Genomic DNA, 19,605 nt, shown 5'->3' on the forward strand with positions numbered 1-19,605 from the left:
TCAGTTCCACGAATGGCGCGCGGGCTTCACGCCGTTGAGGTAGTAGTTGCCGATCGCGTGATATTTCCAGCGCACGGGATCGTGCAGCGTATGCACGCGCGCGTTGCGCCAGTGGCGATCGAAGTTGTATTTCGCCAGCGTCGATTTGCTGCCGCCGAGTTCGAACAGCTTGCTTGCGGCGAGCAGCGACACTTCGGTCGTCGCGATCTTCGCCTCGCCGACCGCGATCGCGGCCTGCGCGACCGTCTGTTCGTTCGGCTCGCGCTTCGCGGCGTCGACGAAGCGCCCCGAGCGCGCGAGCAGCGCTTCGGCCGCATGCACGCGATACGCGATGTCGCCGATCTGCGCGATCGTCAACGGATCGTCGCTCGCGCGCTCGACGCCGCTGTCGATCCACGGACGCGCGTGCTGCTGCACGAAGTCGATCGTGTCCTGCAGCGCGGCGCGCGCGATGCCGAGATCGATCGCGGCCGTCGTGATCTGCGCGAACGGCCCCGCGAAGGTCGGACGATCGTAGGAGCGTTGCGTGTGGAAGATCTCGAACGGGCTCACGCGCACGTTCTCGGCGATCACGGTGCCGCTTGCCGTGGTGCGCTGGCCGAAGCCGCTCCAGTCGTCCACCACGGTGAGCCCCGGCGCGCCTTGCTTGACGAATGCGAGCACGGCCTGGTCCGACTCGTCGAGCGCAAGCACCGGAATCCAGTGCGCGAACAGCGTGCCGGTCGAATAGAACTTGCGGCCGTTCAGCACGAAGCCGTCGCCGTCGCGGCGCACGCGCGTACGGATGTCGAGCACGTTCTTGCCGCCCGCTTCGGAAAACGCATTGCCGTAGCGCGCACCCTTCAGCACGAGATCGAAAAAGAAGCGCTTCTGCGCGTCGCTGCCTTCGAGACGGATGTCTTCGATCAGGCAGTAGTGATTCTGCGGAATCTGGCCGATCGACGGGTCCGCCTGCGAAACGATCGCGATCACTTCCGCGAGCGTGACGTTCGATACTTCCGCGCCGCCGTATTCATGCGGCACGGTGATGCCCCACAGGCCGCTCGACGAGAACAGCTCGATCTCGTCGAATGGCAGCCGCCGTTCGCGATCACGCAGCGCGGCATGCTCGGCCAGTTGCACCGCGACGCGGTGCGCGACATCGATGGCTTCGGCATCCGAGCCGATGACCGGTACGGGCACTGCGTCCGCTTGCGGTTGCGTGGTTTCTTCGATGGTTTCCGTAGACATGAAATTTCCGGCAAATGACATGAATCGATCGACAGTGCCGCCCCGGCCTGCGTCGGTCGTCTGTTCTGGAATGCGGGATCATCCGACCGGGTTCGTCCGCAACGGCCGTTGCGGGCCAGCCGTTCACCCGCCCTGCTCGCCGCTTGCGTCAGCGCGCCCGCGCATCGGTGTCGCGCATCACGCGGCCACCGCCTGCCGCTGCGCTTCGAGCTCACGCACGAGCGGCAGCACGCGCTTGCCGAAGTACTCGACTTCCTCGATGAAATGCAGGAACCCGGCGAGCACGAGGTCGACGCCGATCGCCTTCAGCGCGACGATCCGCTCGGCGATCTGTTGCGGCGTGCCAATCAGGTTCGTGCGGAAGCCGTCGTTGTACTGCACGAGATCCTCGAACGTCGATTTCGCCCAGTTGCCCTCGCCTTCGGGCGACGCGCGGCCGGCCTGCTTCACCGCATCGCCGAACGCGTGCACGGCCTCGACGTGCGCGTGCCGGATGATGTCGTCGAGCACGGCTTTCGCCTCTTCCTCGGTGTCGCGCGCGATCACGAACGCGTTGACGCCGATCCGCACGCGATGGTTGTTCGCGGCGGCCTTCGCGCGGATGTCGTCGATTTGCGCCTTCAGGTTCTCCGGCGTATTGCCGTTCGTGAAGTACCAGTCCGACACGCTCGCCGCGTTGTCGCGCGCCGCGCGCGAACTGCCGCCCTGGAAGATTTCCGGATGCGGCTTCTGCACGGGCTTCGGGCTCAGCGTGTAGTCGTTGAAGCGGTAGAAGTCGCCCTTGAACGTGAAGTTGTCCTGCGTCCAGATGCCCTTCAGCGCCTGGATGAATTCCTTCGAGCGCCGATAGCGTTCGTCGTGCTCGAGCCACGGTTCGCCGATCGCGGTGAACTCGCCCTTGAACCAGCCGCTGACCACGTTGATCGCGATGCGGCCGTTCGAAATATGGTCGATCGTCGCGAGCTGCTTCGCGACCACCGCCGGATGCCACGGTCCCGGCAGGATCGCGGCGAGCACCTTGAGCTTCGTCGTCGCGTGCAGCAGCGCCTGGCTGAACGACACCGATTCGTGCTGGTATTCGGCGCCGTAGCCGGCCGTGAAGCGGATCTGGCTCAGCGCGTAGTCGAAGCCGGCCGCCTCGGCCGTGCGCGCGAGCTTCTGGTTGTATTCGAGGCTCCAGTCGGTGCGTTGCTCGATCGTGCTGACGACGAGGCCGCCGCTGACGTTCGGCACCCAGTACGCGAATTTGACGCCGTCGGCCGAAGGTTCGTGAATGCTCATGGAAGGTCCTGATCGAAAGGGAAGACGAAAGGCGCGCTACGCGGCGGCGGCGGCCGGCGCGCGCGGCCGCAGTTGCGGCACCGCGCGGTCGACCGCGAGCGCGATGCGCTCGCGCAGTGCGGGGTTCGCGATCTCGTAGCGATCGAAATCGCTTTCGGCTGCGTACACGCCGATCGGCAGCGTGCGCGCCTGGAAGAAGCTGAACAGCGGCCGCAGCTGATGGTCGATCACGAGCGCATGGCGCTCGCTGCCGCCGGTGGCCGCGAGCAGCACCGGCACATCGATCAGCGACTCGTGATGCACGAGGTCGAACAGGTGCTTGAAGAGCCCGGTGTACGACGCGCGATACACGGGGCTCGCGACGACGAGCGCATCGGCCGTCTCGATCTTGCGGATCAGCGCGTCGAGTTCGGGCGGCACCTGCGCGCGCTTCAGCGCGCCGGCCAGCCGGTTGCCGATCTCGCCGAGTTCGATCGACTGCGTGCGGATCGGCACCGCGTCGCCGAGCGCGGCGACGATCACGTTCGTCAGCGCCAGCGTGCGTGACGGCCGTTGCAGGGCGCCCGAAATGGCGACGACGTTGAGGGTGTTGCTCATGCCATGCGTTCCCGTGGTCGAGCTGCGCGTTGTCGCGCCGATACCGTGTCGGGTTTGCAAGGAGCGTGCCATTGAAGACAGATGAGTGATCGCATCGATCATCTGCATCACGAAGTTTCGTGCGATCGCCCGCCGCTCATGGCTTCCGCGCTCATATGACAGGTGGTGGCAAGCGTTCCGAAAATCACGTCACATCGATATTCCCCGGTACGATGAACCGACGGGAACAGCGTTGCTGATGCGCTGCTGCTCGAGCAGCAGTTTGCGGGCACGCCGTTGGTTCGATCGCAACGATCGGGCACCGGCGCATCGTGCGCGATGGCGTCGAATCCGCCGTCGTGGCCGCGCATGCCCACGTCATTGCATGCTGCGCAGCAATCCCGCTTTCGTTATCAGAAATCGATGCTTCTCGCGCCGCGCAAAACACGGAACACTCTGCTGACCGAGACAGCAAGCGGACCGCGAGTCGGTCCGTTCTTCGATCGACTCACGCCTTCATCGCCATGACCTCCTCGTTTGCCACGTCGCGTCCGGTCAATCTTCGTGTCGTCTCCGCGCAGCCGGACGCATCGCGCGGCGCGCCCGTTCTCACGCTTGCCGCACATCCCGCACCGCAGCGCGCTCGCGCGCACGTGTTCGTCGATCCGCGTTCGCTCGCGCTGCTCGAACGCGTGCGGCGCGTCGCGCCGAGCGACGCGAACGTGCTGATCGTCGGCGAAACCGGTACCGGCAAGGAACTGATCGCGCGTCACGTGCACGACCTCAGCCACCGCGGCGACGGTCCGTTCGTCGCCGTGAACTGCGGTGCGCTGTCCGACACGCTGGTCGACAGCGAACTGTTCGGTCACGAGAAAGGCGCATTCACGGGGGCGGTCGGCGCGAGGCCCGGCTGGTTCGAGGCCGCGAACGGCGGCACGCTGTTTCTCGACGAGATCGGCGATCTGCCGCTGGCGATGCAGGTGAAGCTGCTGCGCGTATTGCAGGAGCGCGAGGTCGTGCGGCTCGGCGCGCGCACGGGCATTCCGATCGACGTGCGCGTGGTGGCCGCGACCAACGTCGACCTGCAGCAGGCAGTGGCGGCCGGGCGATTCCGCGGCGACCTGTTCTACCGGCTCAACGTCGTGCGGCTCGACGTGCCGACATTGCGCGAACGGCCCGCCGACATCCTGCCGCTCGCGCGGCACTTCTTCGATCTATATCGCAGCCGGCTCGGTTACGGGCCGCGCAGCATCGATCCGCGCGCGGCACGCCGGCTCGAAGCACACTCGTGGCCGGGCAATATCCGCGAGCTGGAGAACGTGATGCATCACGCGCTGCTGGTGAGCCGCCACGATGCGCTGCAGGACACCGACCTGAACCTGTCGTCGTCGTGCGTGGCGGTTACGGCTGCGGGAGGGCAGCACGCGGGGCACGGTGCGTCCGCGCAGGAAGCGCTGGAAGAGGCGTTATGCGCGCTGTTCGACGAAGCCCCCGACAATCTGTTCGAACGCATCGAGGACACCGTGATGCGGGTCGCGTTCGACTTCAGTCACCGCAATCAGATCCAGGCCGCGCGATTGCTCGGCATCAGCCGCAATGTGCTGCGCGCACGGCTGATTCGGGCGAAGGCGATCGGGGCGGTCAAGTAGCAGTGTGCGCGGCGGCAGCACGCGTCTGCGATGACGATGGTTGGATCGCGGTCATGCCGGCTCACCGCGATTGGTTCGCGGCGTCGCGTGACGCAGCCGCTACGACGCGTGCCCTGCCGGAGCGCACATCAGGCGACCAATAGCGAACAGCGAGCCGCAAGCGGTGAGCGGCAAACCGCAAGCCGCCCCGCCGCTCACCGCCGCGTGTGCCACTACTTCCCGATACCGCCTGCAACACCACCCAGCAGCGATGTCACCGGCGCGAGCGGACTCGCTCCACCGGCCCCGGCCGCACCGCCAAGCGTGCCCGTCACCGTCGACACGAGGTTCGTCACCGGCGCGAGCGGGCTTGCCGCGCCGCCACCGGCCGCACCGCCCAACGCGCCGGTCAGCGACCCAAGCGGTGTCGATCCGAGGCCCGACAGCACGCCGCCGAGCGGCCCCGACGCCCCGGCGCCGCTCGGCGGCGGGCCATTCTTCACGGTCGCGACCGACGCGCCCGCGAGGCTCACGATCAGGCCGGGAATCGGCGCCGCGCCGTTCGGACCGTTGTAATTCACGAGGCCGCCCGCGTTCGTCACGGTGTTGCCGACCGCGCCGACGACTTCGCCTGCCGCGCCGGCGAGCTGGTTCGCCGGGCCGACGGCCGACTGCGTCGGGACCCCTAGCCGCCAGCCCACCGTCGACAACGCGCCGCCGACCTGCCCGAGCAGCCCGCCCACCGGTTGCCCGAGGCCCGTCGTCGCGCCGATCTGCTGCGTGGTCTGGCCGACCGTGATGACGAGCGGCGTGACAGCCGAGCTGATCTGTTGCGTGACCTGCTGCACGGGGCCCGACGACAGCGTCGAGCCCAGCGTGCCGCCCGCCGTGCCGAGGCCGCCGGCCACGGTATCGAGTGCTGCGCCGACGGGCGTCGTGACCGGCGCGAGCGGCGCCAGCGGGCCCGAGCCGAGTGCGCGCACGGTCTGCGCAAGGCCCGCTACCGGATTCGCGGTCTGGCTGACGACGTCACCGAGGCCGGCGACCGTCGTGCCGACCGGATTGGCGGTCGAGCCGATCTGACCGAGCCCTTCGCTGAGCGCATTGGCAGCCGAGCGCGTGATCGTGCTGACGCTGGCGATCGTGTCGCCGGCGCTGCGCGTCACGCCGTTGCCGAGGCCCGGCAGCGTGATGTCGCCGACGATCGAGCCGGTCGTGATGGCGAGCGCGCCCGCCGTGCTGACCACGCCGCGCGTGCCGGGCGTGCCGCTGGTGCCATAGCCGCCGTCGGTCACGCCATCCGGGCCGGGATTATTGGTGGTGACGGTCGCGCCGCTGGTATTGGCGGCCGCGCTCGACGGCGCGGCGACATCGCTGCCGCCGCAGGCAGTCAGCACGCCGGCGGCGGCCAGCACCGCCGCGGACGTGAAAATGCGGGTTCGATACATGATGGTCTCCTCGCGGTCCGGGCGATGGAATGTTCGATTAAGGACCGGGGAACGATCAGCATTTTCCATGCCATTCGCACGCGAAAACCCGCAGCATGGCCGCCAGGCGGCCCTGCGCGCGTGTACGCACCTCGGCCGGCGATCGCGCGCGTCATGTTTTCAGGCTCATGGGCGGCGCTGTTTTCGTTACATTCGTGCTACGAATGCTCCGATGTTACGTAACGCCGCCTGCGCGGCGCGCCGTTTTCGGACTGCGCCGCCTACCATCCACAGTACGTCGCCCGGCCGGCACCGAACGCGTGCCGCCCGGCTCCGTCCCACCGCCAGGATTCCGTCGCCATGAAAAAACTCGTGAACCGCCCGTCCGATGTCGTGCGTGAAATGCTCGAAGGCATCGCGCGGCAGTCGCCGCATCTCGCGATCCTCGGTGACGAGCACGTGCTCGTCCGCCGGCCGCTGCCCGAGCCGTCGCTGCGCCCGGTCGCGATCCTGTCCGGCGGCGGCAGCGGCCACGAGCCCGCACACGGCGGCTATGTCGGCGAAGGGATGCTCAGCGCGGCCGTGTGCGGCGAAGTATTCACATCACCGTCGACCGACGCCGTGCTCGGTATCGGCGGACAACAAAGTCTGCGGTAAATGCTCGTTGGAACGCTTACGGTGAATAGAGATTGCATCGGCTCAAAGAGCGCAATGTTTGCCGACTACCGTAGCCGGCCACTAAACCCTCTCCTTTCAGAGCCACAAAGTGTGCGCCTGCCGCTACCAGCGCTGCAACCAAAATCCGTGACATATCAAGTTGGACGAAAATAATCATGCAGCGCAGCATTTTCCATACAAAATCCAGCCGACGCAAACCACAAACGCCATTACTTACGCACGTTGACTTGACTACTCAATACGAATCGGCGAATCCGAGCCTTCTGCTCAGCAGAAAAACTTCGCATATTTAATCCAGTTCCCCGGATGATTTCATTGATCGCAATATTGCCCTTTCGCAAACGATAATTTTTTGCAATTGAACCAAACCATGAAATAACTCTTTCACGATGGGCTTCGCGTGTTTCTGCCAATTCAGCCCAAAGCGGAGAACGAGCGTTAGCCTCAGACGCCAAGTGTAGAGGCAGGCCAGCCTTGTCGAGAATAGCAATCCGGGTGGCACGAACTGGGGGTTCCATCTGCATTATTTCCGACCACGCTTTCCTAGCCCTTCCCCCCTCTACATCTATCCCATTTACATGAAATAGAGCCGCAGAACGCCACGATCGATGATGTTTATTGAATTTTGCGAACCACGCGCTGTCATTCTTCCGTAACGCCTCGTACAATTCCGGATTTTCTCGCTGAGCCGATGTAATGCGCATCTCGGGTGGAGCGTCGCCAACGAGACGACGCCATTCCGCACGCTTATTTCTGACCTCAGATACTGACATTGCATTGCGGCCTTGCGACTTGCCTCGATGCGCCCAAGAAATTCCTGCTGTGTCACTTATATGTAGTTCGCGCGCCGCTTTTTTAGGACTAAATCCTCTTGCCAATAATTCATCAAACCGTTCCCGATATCTCGCCCCATAAGCAAAAGGAGTCATTTCCGCCACCAGACCCGGAAGCGTATCGAGCACACGATAGGATATCCCGCACGAACACACCACCTTCCAACCGCCCGATCTTATTAAATGACCCGACACCGCGCAAACGTCATTATTCTCATGAAGAGCTCCAGCGCACGGCGGCAAGTCCAGACATGGAAAAATTGACTCGCCACCTTTCACTGGAATTAATTTCCTTCGAGGCGCCGGGACAAAAGATCCATGCGATGAAATGCGATTCCTTAAAAAGGATTCCGCCGCCACATACATAAACGGGTACACAAAATGATCGCCACGCGCGTGCCATTCAATATTAAACGACCACAGCATTATTCTCCGAGCACTTATTCCAGACAAAAAGCAGTATTCCGGCCCATAGTGTGCCAACCATTCACAAACGAGATAATTTCTATTGATAGTTGAATTCTCCCTCAGAAAATCACCGCGCCGCAATAAATCATAGAACTTCTTCATCAGCGAAACGTCGTCTGCCCCCGTTCGCTCCGCACTCAGCCTCGCGATGTCCATGACTGCGCCCCGCTCCGATTGAGAGACTGATTGGATAATGGGAATATCAAGCGCCCCCCTACTCCACCCAAGAGTTATGTCAAGGCTTTTTTCCGCAATATTCTGAGCCACCACCTTCAAGCTTGTCATGTGCTCTTCGCAAAAATATACCCCTGGCAACTGATGACTCACTTTCCAATATGGTTGAGCACCGTTATCCCGCCATTGCGCCAAGCATTCCTCACAATATCTTAACCCTGTAACGCGATCTCTCCCCATCCCGTAAGCACTCAGCCTACCTGACGAGCCTCGCTCAGGTGGCTGCAACATATTGCGCAAAATCTCATCTCGCATCGCGGACGAGACGACCCTCGTGGCGTAACAGTATTCCGTGTGTTTTTTAACTATCTCCTCCGCACTCAAACCCCAATAGCCTTCCGTTTGCTCGGCCAGTCGAGATATGGAGTTTGGTAATTTTATTCCTGGCCTTCCCACATAACCAAAAAGCTGCCCCCTCAACAACCGGGTGTCTTTTAGACCAAAAAATTTGGCATACCGCCCGATATTACTATCAAGGGATTCATCGTCACAAAGTGGAAATAGCGAAACCGCCATCATGCCCTCCACCAATACGTTGTGGAGATGAGGCAACACATCCCCATCATATTAAGTTCGAGACAATTAAAAGCACCACTGCTGCGCCGCCGGCATCAGCAGCATCGTTGACATACGGGGCATTACATGGCGGCTTCTGCGACCTTTCTTCTACCGCGCTTCAGTGCATCTTGCTGCGGCTGCTGAAGGTAGAAACGTCGCATAGCCTCGGCACACAGCTCTTCTGTCGACGCGGCAGGAAGCTCCTTTTGCACGACGCCAACCAGCTGTGACGCAACTTGCTCTGACATATTGAACAGCAAGAGCCTCGAAACGGCATCAATCGCGGATTCTTCACGATCGTGCTGAATGGCATCCTCTAGGTACATATATCGCTTCGCCTCCCCCTCCATGGTCGCGACGATATCTCTCATAGTATCTCCCAATAAATCCTCATATTGAGCCATTCTTACTTTATTGTTGGATCGAATCGCTTCTAAAATTGGTGGCAGCGACGCCATCCTTTCCTCAGCGACACCACGGATAATGTCTCTCGTAATCTCCTCAATCCCCGTATATATAGCGGCATATTGAGAAAGTTGATACAGAGGGACCGCAATACCTGGCAACCCTTGCGTCCGAAAATAAAATTCCTTTCGCATATCCGAAGAGAGTGGGCCGGCTTTTTTGAGCCACTGGTATTTTTCTAATTTATCGCAAAATCTACTCCAATCTCTATCATCTTGCATTCCACACCACTGAATCACACCATGACTACTGATTCGTCGCGCAGATCGGAGAGTTTTCCTAAACAGTCTTTCAGACTTTGGCGTACCAATTACAATAATTGGTACGCCACCCCCGTTGGTCAATCCAACGAAAAAATCGAATAATGGGTCACTTCTCTCCACGGCCCGAAGAGCATTTTGTATTTCGTCAATAACGATCAGCCCAGTCCGATGTCGCTTAACGATGCGATACAGCAAACTTGCAAGGTCTTCCACAGTTGCTCCGCGCCACACAAGATCCGAGTAATGCGTATTAAGCAACCGATCATATTCACCTATTATTTTTTTGATTATATCCTTTAGGCTAGCACTAGTAGGACAATCAACCTTTATCGATACAACCTGAGTCATTCCGTATTTACTATGGTGTATTGCTCTCGGCATAAGCCTGAGAGCATCCTCAATCGCGTTTGATTTTCCAGCCCCTGACAAGCCAAATATCCCGGCGCAATATGCGTGCGTTGGAGCGTGATCATATATCGAAACCAACCTACCTTCGCGTATGCGCCGATACCTATCATGGGCCCCTTCTGCGCCATCCACGAATATACTTTGCCCGACATAATTTTGACGAACAATCATTTGCACGAGGTGGCAAACCTCCAGACTTGCAGGTACCGGAACGACTAAACTTGATAGTCGACCAATGACATGTAAGCGATATTCCTCTGATCGCGAACGCTCTGAAATAGAATAGATAACTGGTACGGAGAGGGCCTGCATTATCGATTTACTATTCCACAACGGCCCTAACGCCGAGATGAGTGGGTTGTTCCTATACTCTGGAGGCAGATCATCCCCTTGGTAGTATTCCGCCTCGATGATTTTCGGGTGTTTCTCATCTGACATATATATGGAGGCCCTGCTGCGCCTCACAACGGTCTCCTCAGTGACCTCCTCGGTACTCATGTTCCGCTCCTACTCATCAAGCGTATCCAGCAACGCACGGGCACGTTTCTCACGCAATTCCTTGATGCGCTGCCGAGCGTTTCCGCACGTATGCAAGGTACTATCAGTGCTCTGCCCTTTGCTCACGTCGCCTTCACTGTCGTAGCTCTCTCCTCGCATCGTCCTTGACGGCATACCAAGATCATTTTCCTTCGAAACCTCGTTTGACACGTTGCGAGACGCCCGAGGTTGCACTTGCTTTGGTTTGGTTGTCCCAGCTCGACTCTCGATCGAACGTTCGGCCTGACGCATTTCTTCCATATGCGAGATATCCGGGCGCCGTACCCCAGAAGCCTTCAACGCGGCCTTCGTCTGTGCGACTGCATCACGGCCTATCTTCGCAATGTTGTAAGCTGTCATGGCTCTGTCAGGCTCTCCCGCCTCATGAGCCATGGCAACATTTTTTGAGTTCAAGTCTCGGTAGATCTCCAACTCGCGATACGTAAGACCCGCGAATTTGTCTCGCTCGCCCTCTATCAACGGACGTGAAATTGGCGTGCCCAACCCGAGCAGATCGATGCTGCTGTCGTCGGCGGAGTCGAAGCAAATCTCAACGGTCGAATCGGCCTTGCTTCTACCGCGATGCATCGCTTGCCGTTCAACAATCGACAAATCTGAGCATGTGTAGTGCAGCCCCTTGTGATGAATGCCGTATCCGTCGATGGGTACTTTCACGGACTGCATGACCTTTGCGCGGAAATCCGCAACATCTATGTGCCGCCCGTACCCGTTCGTTTCCAGACCGTACGTCCATAGATTCAACGGACTTGGTGCGTGCCCGGCCTCCACCATTTCGGGAGGAGTTGGATATCCGCGAATCGGATGCCGGTTGTAACTCAATACGGCACGAAGAATGACTCGCCGCAGCTCGCGTATATTGAGCGCAGCCTGATAGGCAGGATGTTCCACCCCGCGCTCCAGGGAGTCTTTCTCCACAATCCCGGGTACCAACGAACTCCAAATCGCCGGAATGATGCCAAACCGCCGCTCCATCACGCTGCGCAAGTCCGGGCGGTATGCTGGTGCGTTCGCAAGCTCGACTCGAAAGTGTTTGATCAGCGAACATGCCTTATGGACACTGCTCACCTCCCCTTGGTCTGCATACAATACCTCGCATAGATGATGAGCAGGCCATTGATTCTCCGTGATATCGACACCTAGCGATCGGCAGAACTCCGCCTTCGGTGAAACAGCATTGACGAGCGCCATCATCGCACCGTTCCAGCTCGGTGGATCGAAGGTCACATAAAACCCTACAACGAGCGCGCTGTAGTCGTCAATAACCAAGTAGAGCGTCGGCCTTCCGATAACCGTTGTTCTAAGAGTATTTCCGACGAGATACAGGTCGACGATCGTCGCGTCGATATGAAATTTCTCACCAGGCCCCCGGGAATTTCTTAATTTACCGGTCAGTGGTCGCTCGTGAAGCGTATATCTCTTCTTCCCGACCTGGCGAACTCTCCGAACTTCGTATGGGTAATTTTGCTGGATGTAATACTGTAACTGTCGGCGCGTAAGCACGATCCTTCGACTGAGCGTCAGCTCGATCATCTCCCGTCGCTCGTTATAGACGACTCGGTCACAAAGAAACGTGGCGCGCATCCAGTCCAGAGCCGCTTCCATCGTTTTCTGAGCTCTCTTTCCCTTCGCATATTCAAACGACAAATAGTAGTCGGCCGTCAGTTGAAGCAAGCGCTGAACCTCATCGTTTCTGGCTGAGGCACTAAGCAACCGTTTGGTCGCAGTATGTCCCGGACGTCGCTTCCAGTTGCGCGGCTTGCCCCGCCCTCCGCATAGGTAGTAGTCGTCTGAAGCCGCAGCCGGTGTCATTCCACGCTGAAGATAACGCCTGACAACTCGGTACAGCGTGTCCTGCGAGACGTGCACGACTTCTGCGCAGCGTGAGATACGCTTAGCGCGCGTTTCGCGATGGAGCAGCTCTTCGAAAGCATCACCGTGGATGGAGTACGGCGCGTGCGAGCCATCGTCACGAAGTGGTTGATCGAACGTGAGCAACGCCTCAATCAGCTTCCAGCCCTTCGAGAGAGTTGGATCCTCGACTATCGCGCGATACTTTTCAGACCGCCTTGACTTCACAAAGGGGGGCTCACGTCTTCGTTCGGAGACGATGACAGGCAATCCTGCTAGCTTCACGAGCGCAAGCTCAGCCTCCACGTTTGGAGACAATCTGAGCAGCACCTCGTCAGTCTTAAGTTGGAATGGTTGAGCGTGGTGATTTGCAGCGGACTCCTGTTGATACTCAGTATCGATGAGGTGGGTCCATCGCTGCCCAGCGCCAGTCTTCAAGACAATATATATGTGCTCGCCGTTACGCTCCTTGAGCACGTCCCCGACCGCAATTTCGGTAGGAAATGTTGCTTTCGGTGACATGGCCACATCCTTGCGTATGACGAGGACTCAGCGTCTGCGCGGCATCACTATCGTCGACGTTCGAACCTCTGCAAGCCGAATTCCGAGTGGGTCTACGGTATCCAAGTCGAAGCAAATACGCTTCGTTGCCGCTAGCTGCCGGAATGCCCTTACTCCCGACCCGGCAGGGATAGCAAGCGAGCGGTCAACTTCACGACACGCCTCCATCACCGACATCGATGGGCGACGTCGAACAAGCTGATACAGGGCTCGTTGCGCGGTCGATTCTGCTTCGCTAAGATCGCGCCCCAGCATGTCGTTGGCCGCACGGAAGATCCACGCCAGGTTCTTCGACCTGTCTGCGTGCATGCCATAGACGGCCACCGCCTTGTATCTCGCCCCCTCGTTCTCCCACGTCCTTCGTTCAATTTCCTGAAAGCGTGTCAACGGACGGATTCCCCGCGGCCAAACCCCCTTAACCGAAAGCACCTCACGGTGGTACGAGTTTCCACTTTGGACGAGAAGCACTAGATCGGTACTCAGAACGGCTGGCTCGCCCGTCCGTCGATATGTTGGATGGTCGATGTTGAGCTCAGCAGCAGCCCGCTGCGTCTTGTCCCGATTGAGCGCGTATTGCTCAAGTATTGCAACGACATCGGAGCGCCACCAGGCCTCCAGGAAGACAGCATGCTCGGCCTCAGACATGAGGTGGACTTCGTCTGCTGGCGCCTTCTCACAGAACAGCCGTGTTTTGACACCTGAGCCAGGCATGTCTCTCGTGTGAATCCAGCGCCGGTACTCACCGACCGTGTTCGCACGTGCCTGCTCCGCGAGCTTTCGAGCCAACGTACCCTTTCGCATCGCCAGCGTTCCGGAACTCATGATGACCCTCCTGCGCACATCCGATTCAACCCTATGCTTACAAGCTGCTGGCGATACTATGCCCACTCGTGGCGGATTGGTTGCGTTCTCCGCGGAACCGAGTCTACGTCCCACTTCGCGCATTTCAAGATCGAAAAATGTTGCACATGCTCCCAAGGATAAAGTGGGTCTGACGCATATAACAGATCGATTTCCTCTATCAGATCGGGCCGACAAGGGGACCCAAGCTGCCCGGCTCTTTTCAGATGAGACTCCTTCCGCCTTTGTTAACTAGCGCGGTTTCTCTTTAACGTCAGCGAGTGCAGGTCAACTTCGTCGGATGACAAATTTCGCAGTTTCCTCTAGTCTAAGTGGTATACCGTCGTCGACGTTGAGCCTGCCCACAAAGCTGGGCATCGCGTATCGAGACGTTAACTTTGCGCAACCGCTGACAATATTTAGATGTCACCCAACCTTAACTTCGATCGATGGTTCATTCGAAAAACTTCATGTTGGCGGCCCATTCATCCGGGCAGTCTCCTTCCTCACACTTGCCACAAGTAGAATTTTCTCAATACACTAAAACTCATAAACTTAGCAGTCCATATTTAATACAACCATCAAAAATCTCCGCGACAAACGGGTATGCTGCAGGACGGAAAAAATTCCGCGATGCAAAAAAATATAATTCTCGTTGAGTATGTTTTTTAATAAACAACTGAAAAGACACGCCGCAACTGCGTCTCGCCGTAGAGACTCGAGAGGGCGAGTGCACAAGCGCTCTCGGTGATCGAAGACGGGACGGGTTATAACGCAGGCATCACACAACCTAAGTTGACGTGGCCGCACTCTCTACCGACCCCGGCGAACCTCGGTCGAGATTTACAGAAGGGTTACCGCCTGAGTCTGTCCATAGCGAAAGCCTCATCGAACTGCCGGGCTCGCTGCACCTCGTCACTATGCAGATAGGTTGACGTCGTCGAGATTGACGCGTGTCGCAGGTTGTCGCGGACCATGAGCAACTCAGCCCCACGCGCCAGCGCGTGTGACGCATGCGTGTGGCGCATCCAATGGGGGCTCGCGCGGCGCAGTTTCTCAGCCGTCGCTGGCCGCTCGTCGTGGATCGCGTCGGCGACCAGCACGAAGAACCTGCGCAGCACACGCCAAAGCCTCGTGCTTTCAATGCCAGCGCCGTCCGCATCGAGGCTCGCAACCAACGGCATCACCGGGTTCCAGCGACTCGGTGTGACGGGCAGCCCGCGCTGGACGAGGTATTGGTCGAGCGCGGTCCGGGCGAGCGACGGTAACGCCACCTTGCCCAGCTTGCCGCCCTTGCCGAGCACATGCAGCCAGTGATCACCGTGCTCGTCGCGACGGACGTCCCCGAGCGTTGCGCCAACCAGTTCGCTCGCGCGTAGACCTGTGGCGTAGCCGAAGTCCAGCAGGAACCGCAGGCGCTGCGCGGCCGGTACGCTCCAGCCGTATGACCACTCGAGGCCGTCGGCGAGCGTGCGAATCAGCAGCCACTCGCCTTCCGAGAAGCCGCGGGACACGTCCAATCCCGCACGCTGCGCTTGGCTCTTGACCTTGACGCCCGCGAACGGATTCGCGAGCACGTAGCGCTGTTCGACCAGCCAGCGAAAAAGCGCCGACAGGACGTTCAGTGCGTATGCCGCTGAGCGCGCCGACAGCGGGCCGGTGAACGGTTTCCATTCGACACTGTGCCGTTGCCGAGACGGGCCGACCCAACGCTCGCGCGGTGTCGGCTTTCGCAAGAAGCCCCGGTACGCGATTGCGTCGTCGGTATTGAGCGACGATAGCGCGCTGCCGCGCTCGACGATCGCCCACAGAATCAGCCGCTCCGCCTCCTTGCGATAGGCACGCTGCGTGGCAACCGACTCATGCAGCGCTAGCCAGGACTGGATCGCCTCGTAGTCGTTCGACGCGTTCAACAGGCAAGCGGCCTGCGGTGCCCGGAACTGCCCCTGCGAGCCGTCAACGTCGTGCGGCACGCGCAGTTGCTCCCACGGCACGATATTGCCGGCCGGCGCACCGACAATCAGCGCCCGCGCCCGTTCGGTCAGCGCCGGATGGGCGGCGAAGAACGCCTCGATGCGGCGCGCGCCGGCAATGCCGAGTCCGGTGATGGCGGCCCACCAGCGCCGTCGCCGCAGAATCCGCACCGTCAGGTCGACCAGCGTCCGGATGCCATGGGCCTGCAGCGCCGCGACGATGCGCGGCGGGAACCAGGCTTCGAGCGTGTCGGTGATCACCGGGGTCGGCACGAGTAGATTGCGCAGCGTTTCAATCGCACGGACTACCCCGTCGGCCGACGCTTTCGACGGGCGGTCGATAAAGACGGCAGCCAGGTCCTCGCGGTGACGTTGCACGGCGAACGCGACGAGTTGCCGGCGGATACGGCCGAGGATACCGCGCGACGACACACCGGCTTGCCGGCGGTCGCCCAGGTAGCGGGCAACGGCAGTCCGTGCGTCCAGGCCGGCGTACCAGCCACGCAATGCGGCGAGCTCCGCTTCGTTCGGGAACTCAGGGCCCGTGCCGTCGACGGGAAGAGCCTCGCGCGTTTTCATGATTGCCAGTTTAGAGCAAAAATGATAATGGACCGATAATGTTATTTATCTGCCCATATGCGCCTAAAGTCCAACAAATTCCTTTCAATCGTTTTGGTCAGGCATCCGATGCGGTGGTAGGCTTTTCTATCCGCCCTTCGCTTTCGGCTCCGTAGCACTTTCACTGAGCTATACCCTGGTCTAACATCGAGAGCTGCGGACTGAGCTATCACGTGGTTGACGAAGTCGTGCGGATGCTGCGCGAGGGATGGCCGGTCGTGCAGAAAGAAGCGGAGTATCTGATAAAGACCGCTGCAAACTGACCCGGCGTGGTGTGAGACATGACCCGCGTGCGGCATGTGATGCGGCGATTTTCCGGCTGGCTGCCCATGTGATCGAAGCGGACCATCCCGCGATCGTCGAAAAGTTGCGACGCGCGAGTTCACACCGGACCCGCTACACCCATGAAACAAGCGCTCTCGCTCGCGGAGCCGAACTGACGACCGTACGCGATAACCTGCGCCATGCATCGATCGTGACCACCACTATTTGCCTGCGAGCGACGGACTGGCCAGATAAATCAGGCTTTCGCAGCGCGAAAATTAGCCGGTCCGCATCGACCAAATGGCTCAGTTCGACAGCATTGCCGTCATTTGTCCAAGGCGTGGAAACTCCCGCTTCCATTTACCCGGCCGCCGTTCGTGATTGGGAGGGATCGGTGGCCGACCGCCGGAGCGCCGAGCAACTTCTTGCTGACGAATGGGAGCAAACCGGTATGCGAAAGGTGCGGTGATTTTTGGCGATTGGCGCTCTCGCTCACGTTTCCTCTTCGTGGATTTTAGGCGCCCGCTGCAGTCGTCTTAGACTCTATGAAGGCCACCATGCGATAGCCCTGGCCGTTCTTTATGGTGCTCAAAAAACTATTCCGCTTAGTGGCGAAAGCTGAATTTTCAACGTAGATATCGAGATCGCCATTGTCGGCCACTTCGAGAACGACATTCCCTGCCTGGTTATTCGTAATATATTCGAGCTTACGGTTGTACCACGCCCCATATGCCAAATGTTCGGATTTTGCCGTACCAAAAAGAGTAAGCTTCGGCTTGAGCACATCTAGGAATTTCCACGATCGTCCCGAGCTCCTTCCGTGGTGAGGCGCGATCAGCACATCGCAATTCTCAACCAACTCACGATCATTTGCGAGGATATGATCCCAAGTCTCGTCGTGCGAATCACCACCAAAGATGATTTTGTGATCAGCGGTCCGATAAAGCAGTACATACGAGCAATCATTGAAATCGCCGGTCTTGTGTGCAAGTTCAACTAGTTCCTTCGTGGGTGCGAGAATGGTAATCCCATCGCCACCACTGCGACCTTCGCTATCAAGATTCGCGAACTTAAACCTTTGACCCGCCGTGACGTTAAGTGTCCTTGTTCCCGCCTCTTTACCGTCGCGTACGCTGGCGTAACGATCCCAGTCCTCCTCTTTGTAACGGCCGTAGTTCCTGAAGTCGGGTTTCTCCCGCACGGCACCCATGTGCCAGAAATTGTCGATGGGGAATTCGCTCATTAAAGCACTGAACCCGTCCATGTGATCCATATCAGGATGCGAGAGCACAAACCGCCAAATTCTTTCTATATTGATTTCTCGGAGATAGGTTTGCGGCTTGGTGGTCCATGCCGCCATGTTGAAATTTCCTCCGCCATCTGATTCTGTTGCAGCTCCAGCTATTTTTAACATGCGGTCATAGGCGACAGTATCTTCCGACTTGTTTCCGCCGCAGATGTCGATCATCGTCGCGCGGTTTCCGTTGTTGTGCTGGATAATGCAGCAGTCGCCTTCACCAACATTCAAAAAATGAATCCTTGCCATTCGGAGTCTCGATTTAGTTTTGCGTGGTTTGTGACTGCGAGGAATTTTTTGACGTTCGCGACGGTTCAACTCCCCAAGCTGTAGAGCCGATCTCCTCGATCTTCGTAACGAACCTATCGACGTTGAGACCTGCGATGAATGACAACGTCAAGACTCCGAGCGGAGTACTTGCTGACGACTGCTCTGATCCAAGCAGCAGCAGACCAGACTTGACAAACAGATACTAATTCCGCCAAGCACAAGGCTCACCACAGGACGAATCACATACCACGGGAGCCAGCAGGTATCCCATCGCTTATGGAGACTGGTGTTGATGTAGACGCTCCGCAAGCAATATGTAAGCCCGCCGATGCCCCCGAACAAAATGCACGCCGCGACGTTGAGATATTCGCCGTGCAAAAATTCTGGCGCTTTAATAAATGCAAATGCAAGGCCGGCAGTTTCGACGATCAACGCAATGATCAGCCAAGCGGAAACCGCCCATACAGAAATCGGTGGCATTTCTTGTCCCCGGGAAAGCACCACTACAAGCCGCCAAATTAAGGTGGCGGATCAAGCACTCTGAAACGGATGCCGCATCAGCTCCCGCGCCACTCGTGTCACTCCATCACGCGTCGCCCTCGGTTTTCTTCCTCGGCGAAGCTCGCTTTGCCGAGGCCACCTTTTTCGTCGCATGAATCGCTAGGACATTTTGAACAAATCGTATTCCATTGTTCTTCGCCGCGATGGCTGCAATCAGGTACTGTGCGATAAAGAACACTCCGGACCAAACCATCGTCGCAATCGCACCCCCAAGAACAAAGAGGACGGCAGGAACCAGCGGCGAGAGCAATATCGACATGGATGCAATATCACGGAACATCAGGTAATTTTGGTGGCTCTCCAATACTGCGGTGTCGTTTTCCACCAGCTTGTAAAGTCGGTACCACATCGCGTTCTGAGCACGCTCATCGTCCGGAAATGCCCCGACATTCGTCTTGAGGGCTACCAAGTCGATCCGAGAGTCAGCCGGTGCGTGGATGGAGAATGCGCGCGAGCCTGGCATCGGATTGCGAAATCGCCAGAAGACGATGATCGCCTTCTGCGTGTGCGAGAGCGAGTATGAAAGGAAGAGGATAGGCACGGGCAGCAGCACGGTAAGGCTGCTGCGCAATACCGCCATCTTGTCAGCGCTGAAATCCGCTACTGGTCGATGAAACACCAAGACGAGCAGCGCGATGACGTCCACGATGCCGACAGCGACCAACCACAGCATGTTCCGACGCTTCAGCGATTTCCCAGTTGTTGCGGTCGCAGCGACCGCTTGCAGCGCATCCATGACCGTTCCCCGAAAGAATTTGTTAGTTTG

13 protein-coding genes and 2 pseudogenes are annotated in these 19,605 nt (G+C 58.9%); 3 read left to right on the top strand and 12 right to left on the bottom strand.

The window, feature by feature from the left end; translation table 11 throughout:
* The 4 genes from C7H84_RS06385 to C7H84_RS36250 all read right to left on the bottom strand — a co-directional run bounded on the left by C7H84_RS06385 (window position 1) and on the right by C7H84_RS36250 (window position 3,458).
* Window positions 1-1,230 carry an SfnB family sulfur acquisition oxidoreductase gene (locus C7H84_RS06385; protein WP_121858001.1) on the bottom strand — a complete coding sequence of 410 codons (1,230 nt, stop codon included), beginning with the start codon at window positions 1,228-1,230 and terminating at the stop codon, window positions 1-3.
* A 177-nt stretch (window positions 1,231-1,407) separates the two neighbouring features.
* Window positions 1,408-2,511 carry a dimethylsulfone monooxygenase SfnG gene (gene sfnG, locus C7H84_RS06390; protein ID WP_121858002.1) on the bottom strand — a complete coding sequence of 368 codons (1,104 nt, stop codon included), beginning with the start codon at window positions 2,509-2,511 and terminating at the stop codon, window positions 1,408-1,410.
* Between the two features lie 36 nt (window positions 2,512-2,547).
* Entirely contained in the window at window positions 2,548-3,108 is a 561-nt protein-coding gene (gene msuE, locus C7H84_RS06395) for an FMN reductase (RefSeq protein ID WP_121858003.1), read from the bottom strand.
* A 107-nt stretch (window positions 3,109-3,215) separates the two neighbouring features.
* Complete coding sequence (locus tag C7H84_RS36250; RefSeq protein WP_162999218.1) at window positions 3,216-3,458, bottom strand: hypothetical protein; 243 nt, start codon at window positions 3,456-3,458, stop codon at window positions 3,216-3,218.
* A gap of 153 nt (window positions 3,459-3,611) precedes the next feature.
* On the opposite strand from C7H84_RS36250, the gene C7H84_RS06400 reads away from it, so the two are divergent.
* The gene (locus C7H84_RS06400) at window positions 3,612-4,736 is read left to right on the top strand and encodes a sigma 54-interacting transcriptional regulator (protein WP_121858004.1); all 1,125 of its coding nucleotides are present in this window, start codon (window positions 3,612-3,614) and stop codon (window positions 4,734-4,736) included.
* A gap of 212 nt (window positions 4,737-4,948) precedes the next feature.
* On the opposite strand, the gene C7H84_RS06405 is transcribed toward C7H84_RS06400, so the two are convergent.
* Window positions 4,949-6,163: a collagen-like triple helix repeat-containing protein gene (locus C7H84_RS06405; RefSeq protein ID WP_121858005.1), complete on the bottom strand. Its 1,215-nt coding sequence runs from the start codon at window positions 6,161-6,163 to the stop codon at window positions 4,949-4,951.
* Between the two features lie 339 nt (window positions 6,164-6,502).
* Between C7H84_RS06405 and C7H84_RS06410 the strand changes: the two are divergent.
* A pseudogene (locus tag C7H84_RS06410) lies at window positions 6,503-6,769 on the top strand (dihydroxyacetone kinase subunit DhaK); the annotation flags it as partial.
* Between the two features lie 260 nt (window positions 6,770-7,029).
* Here the strand turns inward: C7H84_RS06410 and C7H84_RS06415 are convergent.
* The 5 genes from C7H84_RS06415 to C7H84_RS06435 form a co-directional block, all read right to left on the bottom strand.
* Complete coding sequence (locus C7H84_RS06415) at window positions 7,030-8,910, bottom strand: TnsD family Tn7-like transposition protein (protein ID WP_121858006.1); 1,881 nt, start codon at window positions 8,908-8,910, stop codon at window positions 7,030-7,032.
* 83 nt (window positions 8,911-8,993) lie between these two features.
* Entirely contained in the window at window positions 8,994-10,547 is a 1,554-nt protein-coding gene (locus C7H84_RS06420; protein ID WP_121858007.1) for an ATP-binding protein, read from the bottom strand.
* A 9-nt stretch (window positions 10,548-10,556) separates the two neighbouring features.
* Window positions 10,557-12,977 (bottom strand): DDE-type integrase/transposase/recombinase, encoded by a 2,421-nt coding sequence (locus tag C7H84_RS06425; RefSeq protein ID WP_121858008.1) that lies wholly within the window; start codon window positions 12,975-12,977, stop codon window positions 10,557-10,559.
* A 27-nt stretch (window positions 12,978-13,004) separates the two neighbouring features.
* Window positions 13,005-13,838 carry a TnsA endonuclease C-terminal domain-containing protein gene (locus C7H84_RS06430; protein ID WP_121858009.1) on the bottom strand — a complete coding sequence of 278 codons (834 nt, stop codon included), beginning with the start codon at window positions 13,836-13,838 and terminating at the stop codon, window positions 13,005-13,007.
* An 872-nt stretch (window positions 13,839-14,710) separates the two neighbouring features.
* Complete coding sequence (locus C7H84_RS06435) at window positions 14,711-16,408, bottom strand: site-specific integrase (protein ID WP_121858010.1); 1,698 nt, start codon at window positions 16,406-16,408, stop codon at window positions 14,711-14,713.
* A gap of 361 nt (window positions 16,409-16,769) precedes the next feature.
* Between C7H84_RS06435 and C7H84_RS06440 the strand changes: the two are divergent.
* Window positions 16,770-16,943 (top strand): annotated as a pseudogene (locus tag C7H84_RS06440) (integrase); the annotation flags it as partial.
* 282 nt (window positions 16,944-17,225) lie between these two features.
* On the opposite strand, the gene C7H84_RS06445 reads toward C7H84_RS06440, so the two are convergent.
* Both C7H84_RS06445 and C7H84_RS06450 read right to left on the bottom strand, forming a co-directional pair.
* Window positions 17,226-18,257, bottom strand: a complete 1,032-nt coding sequence (locus tag C7H84_RS06445) for a hypothetical protein (RefSeq protein ID WP_162999220.1) — start codon at window positions 18,255-18,257, stop codon at window positions 17,226-17,228.
* Window positions 18,258-18,864: 607 nt separating this feature from the next.
* A complete protein-coding gene (locus C7H84_RS06450) occupies window positions 18,865-19,575 on the bottom strand; it encodes a hypothetical protein (RefSeq protein ID WP_121858012.1) in 711 nt (236 codons plus the stop codon).
* Window positions 19,576-19,605: the final 30 nt, after the last annotated feature.

The organism is Burkholderia sp. Nafp2/4-1b, from assembly GCF_003635165.1.
GTDB lineage: Bacteria > Pseudomonadota > Gammaproteobacteria > Burkholderiales > Burkholderiaceae > Burkholderia.

Excerpts from the sequence above, each read along its gene's own strand:
- C7H84_RS06420 (WP_121858007.1), bottom strand. The coding sequence starts at position 10,547 with ATGAGTACCGAGGAGGTCACTGAGGAGACCGTTGTGAGGCGCAGCAGG.
- C7H84_RS36250 (WP_162999218.1), bottom strand. The coding sequence starts at position 3,458 with ATGCGCGGCCACGACGGCGGATTCGACGCCATCGCGCACGATGCGCCG.
- C7H84_RS06430 (WP_121858009.1), bottom strand. The coding sequence starts at position 13,838 with ATGAGTTCCGGAACGCTGGCGATGCGAAAGGGTACGTTGGCTCGAAAG.
- C7H84_RS06445 (WP_162999220.1), bottom strand. The coding sequence starts at position 18,257 with ATGGCAAGGATTCATTTTTTGAATGTTGGTGAAGGCGACTGCTGCATT.
- C7H84_RS06400 (WP_121858004.1), top strand. The coding sequence starts at position 3,612 with ATGACCTCCTCGTTTGCCACGTCGCGTCCGGTCAATCTTCGTGTCGTC.
- C7H84_RS06405 (WP_121858005.1), bottom strand. The coding sequence starts at position 6,163 with ATGTATCGAACCCGCATTTTCACGTCCGCGGCGGTGCTGGCCGCCGCC.
- C7H84_RS06385 (WP_121858001.1), bottom strand. The coding sequence starts at position 1,230 with ATGTCTACGGAAACCATCGAAGAAACCACGCAACCGCAAGCGGACGCA.
- C7H84_RS06450 (WP_121858012.1), bottom strand. The coding sequence starts at position 19,575 with ATGGATGCGCTGCAAGCGGTCGCTGCGACCGCAACAACTGGGAAATCG.
- C7H84_RS06425 (WP_121858008.1), bottom strand. The coding sequence starts at position 12,977 with ATGTCACCGAAAGCAACATTTCCTACCGAAATTGCGGTCGGGGACGTG.
- msuE (WP_121858003.1), bottom strand. The coding sequence starts at position 3,108 with ATGAGCAACACCCTCAACGTCGTCGCCATTTCGGGCGCCCTGCAACGG.
- sfnG (WP_121858002.1), bottom strand. The coding sequence starts at position 2,511 with ATGAGCATTCACGAACCTTCGGCCGACGGCGTCAAATTCGCGTACTGG.
- C7H84_RS06435 (WP_121858010.1), bottom strand. The coding sequence starts at position 16,408 with ATGAAAACGCGCGAGGCTCTTCCCGTCGACGGCACGGGCCCTGAGTTC.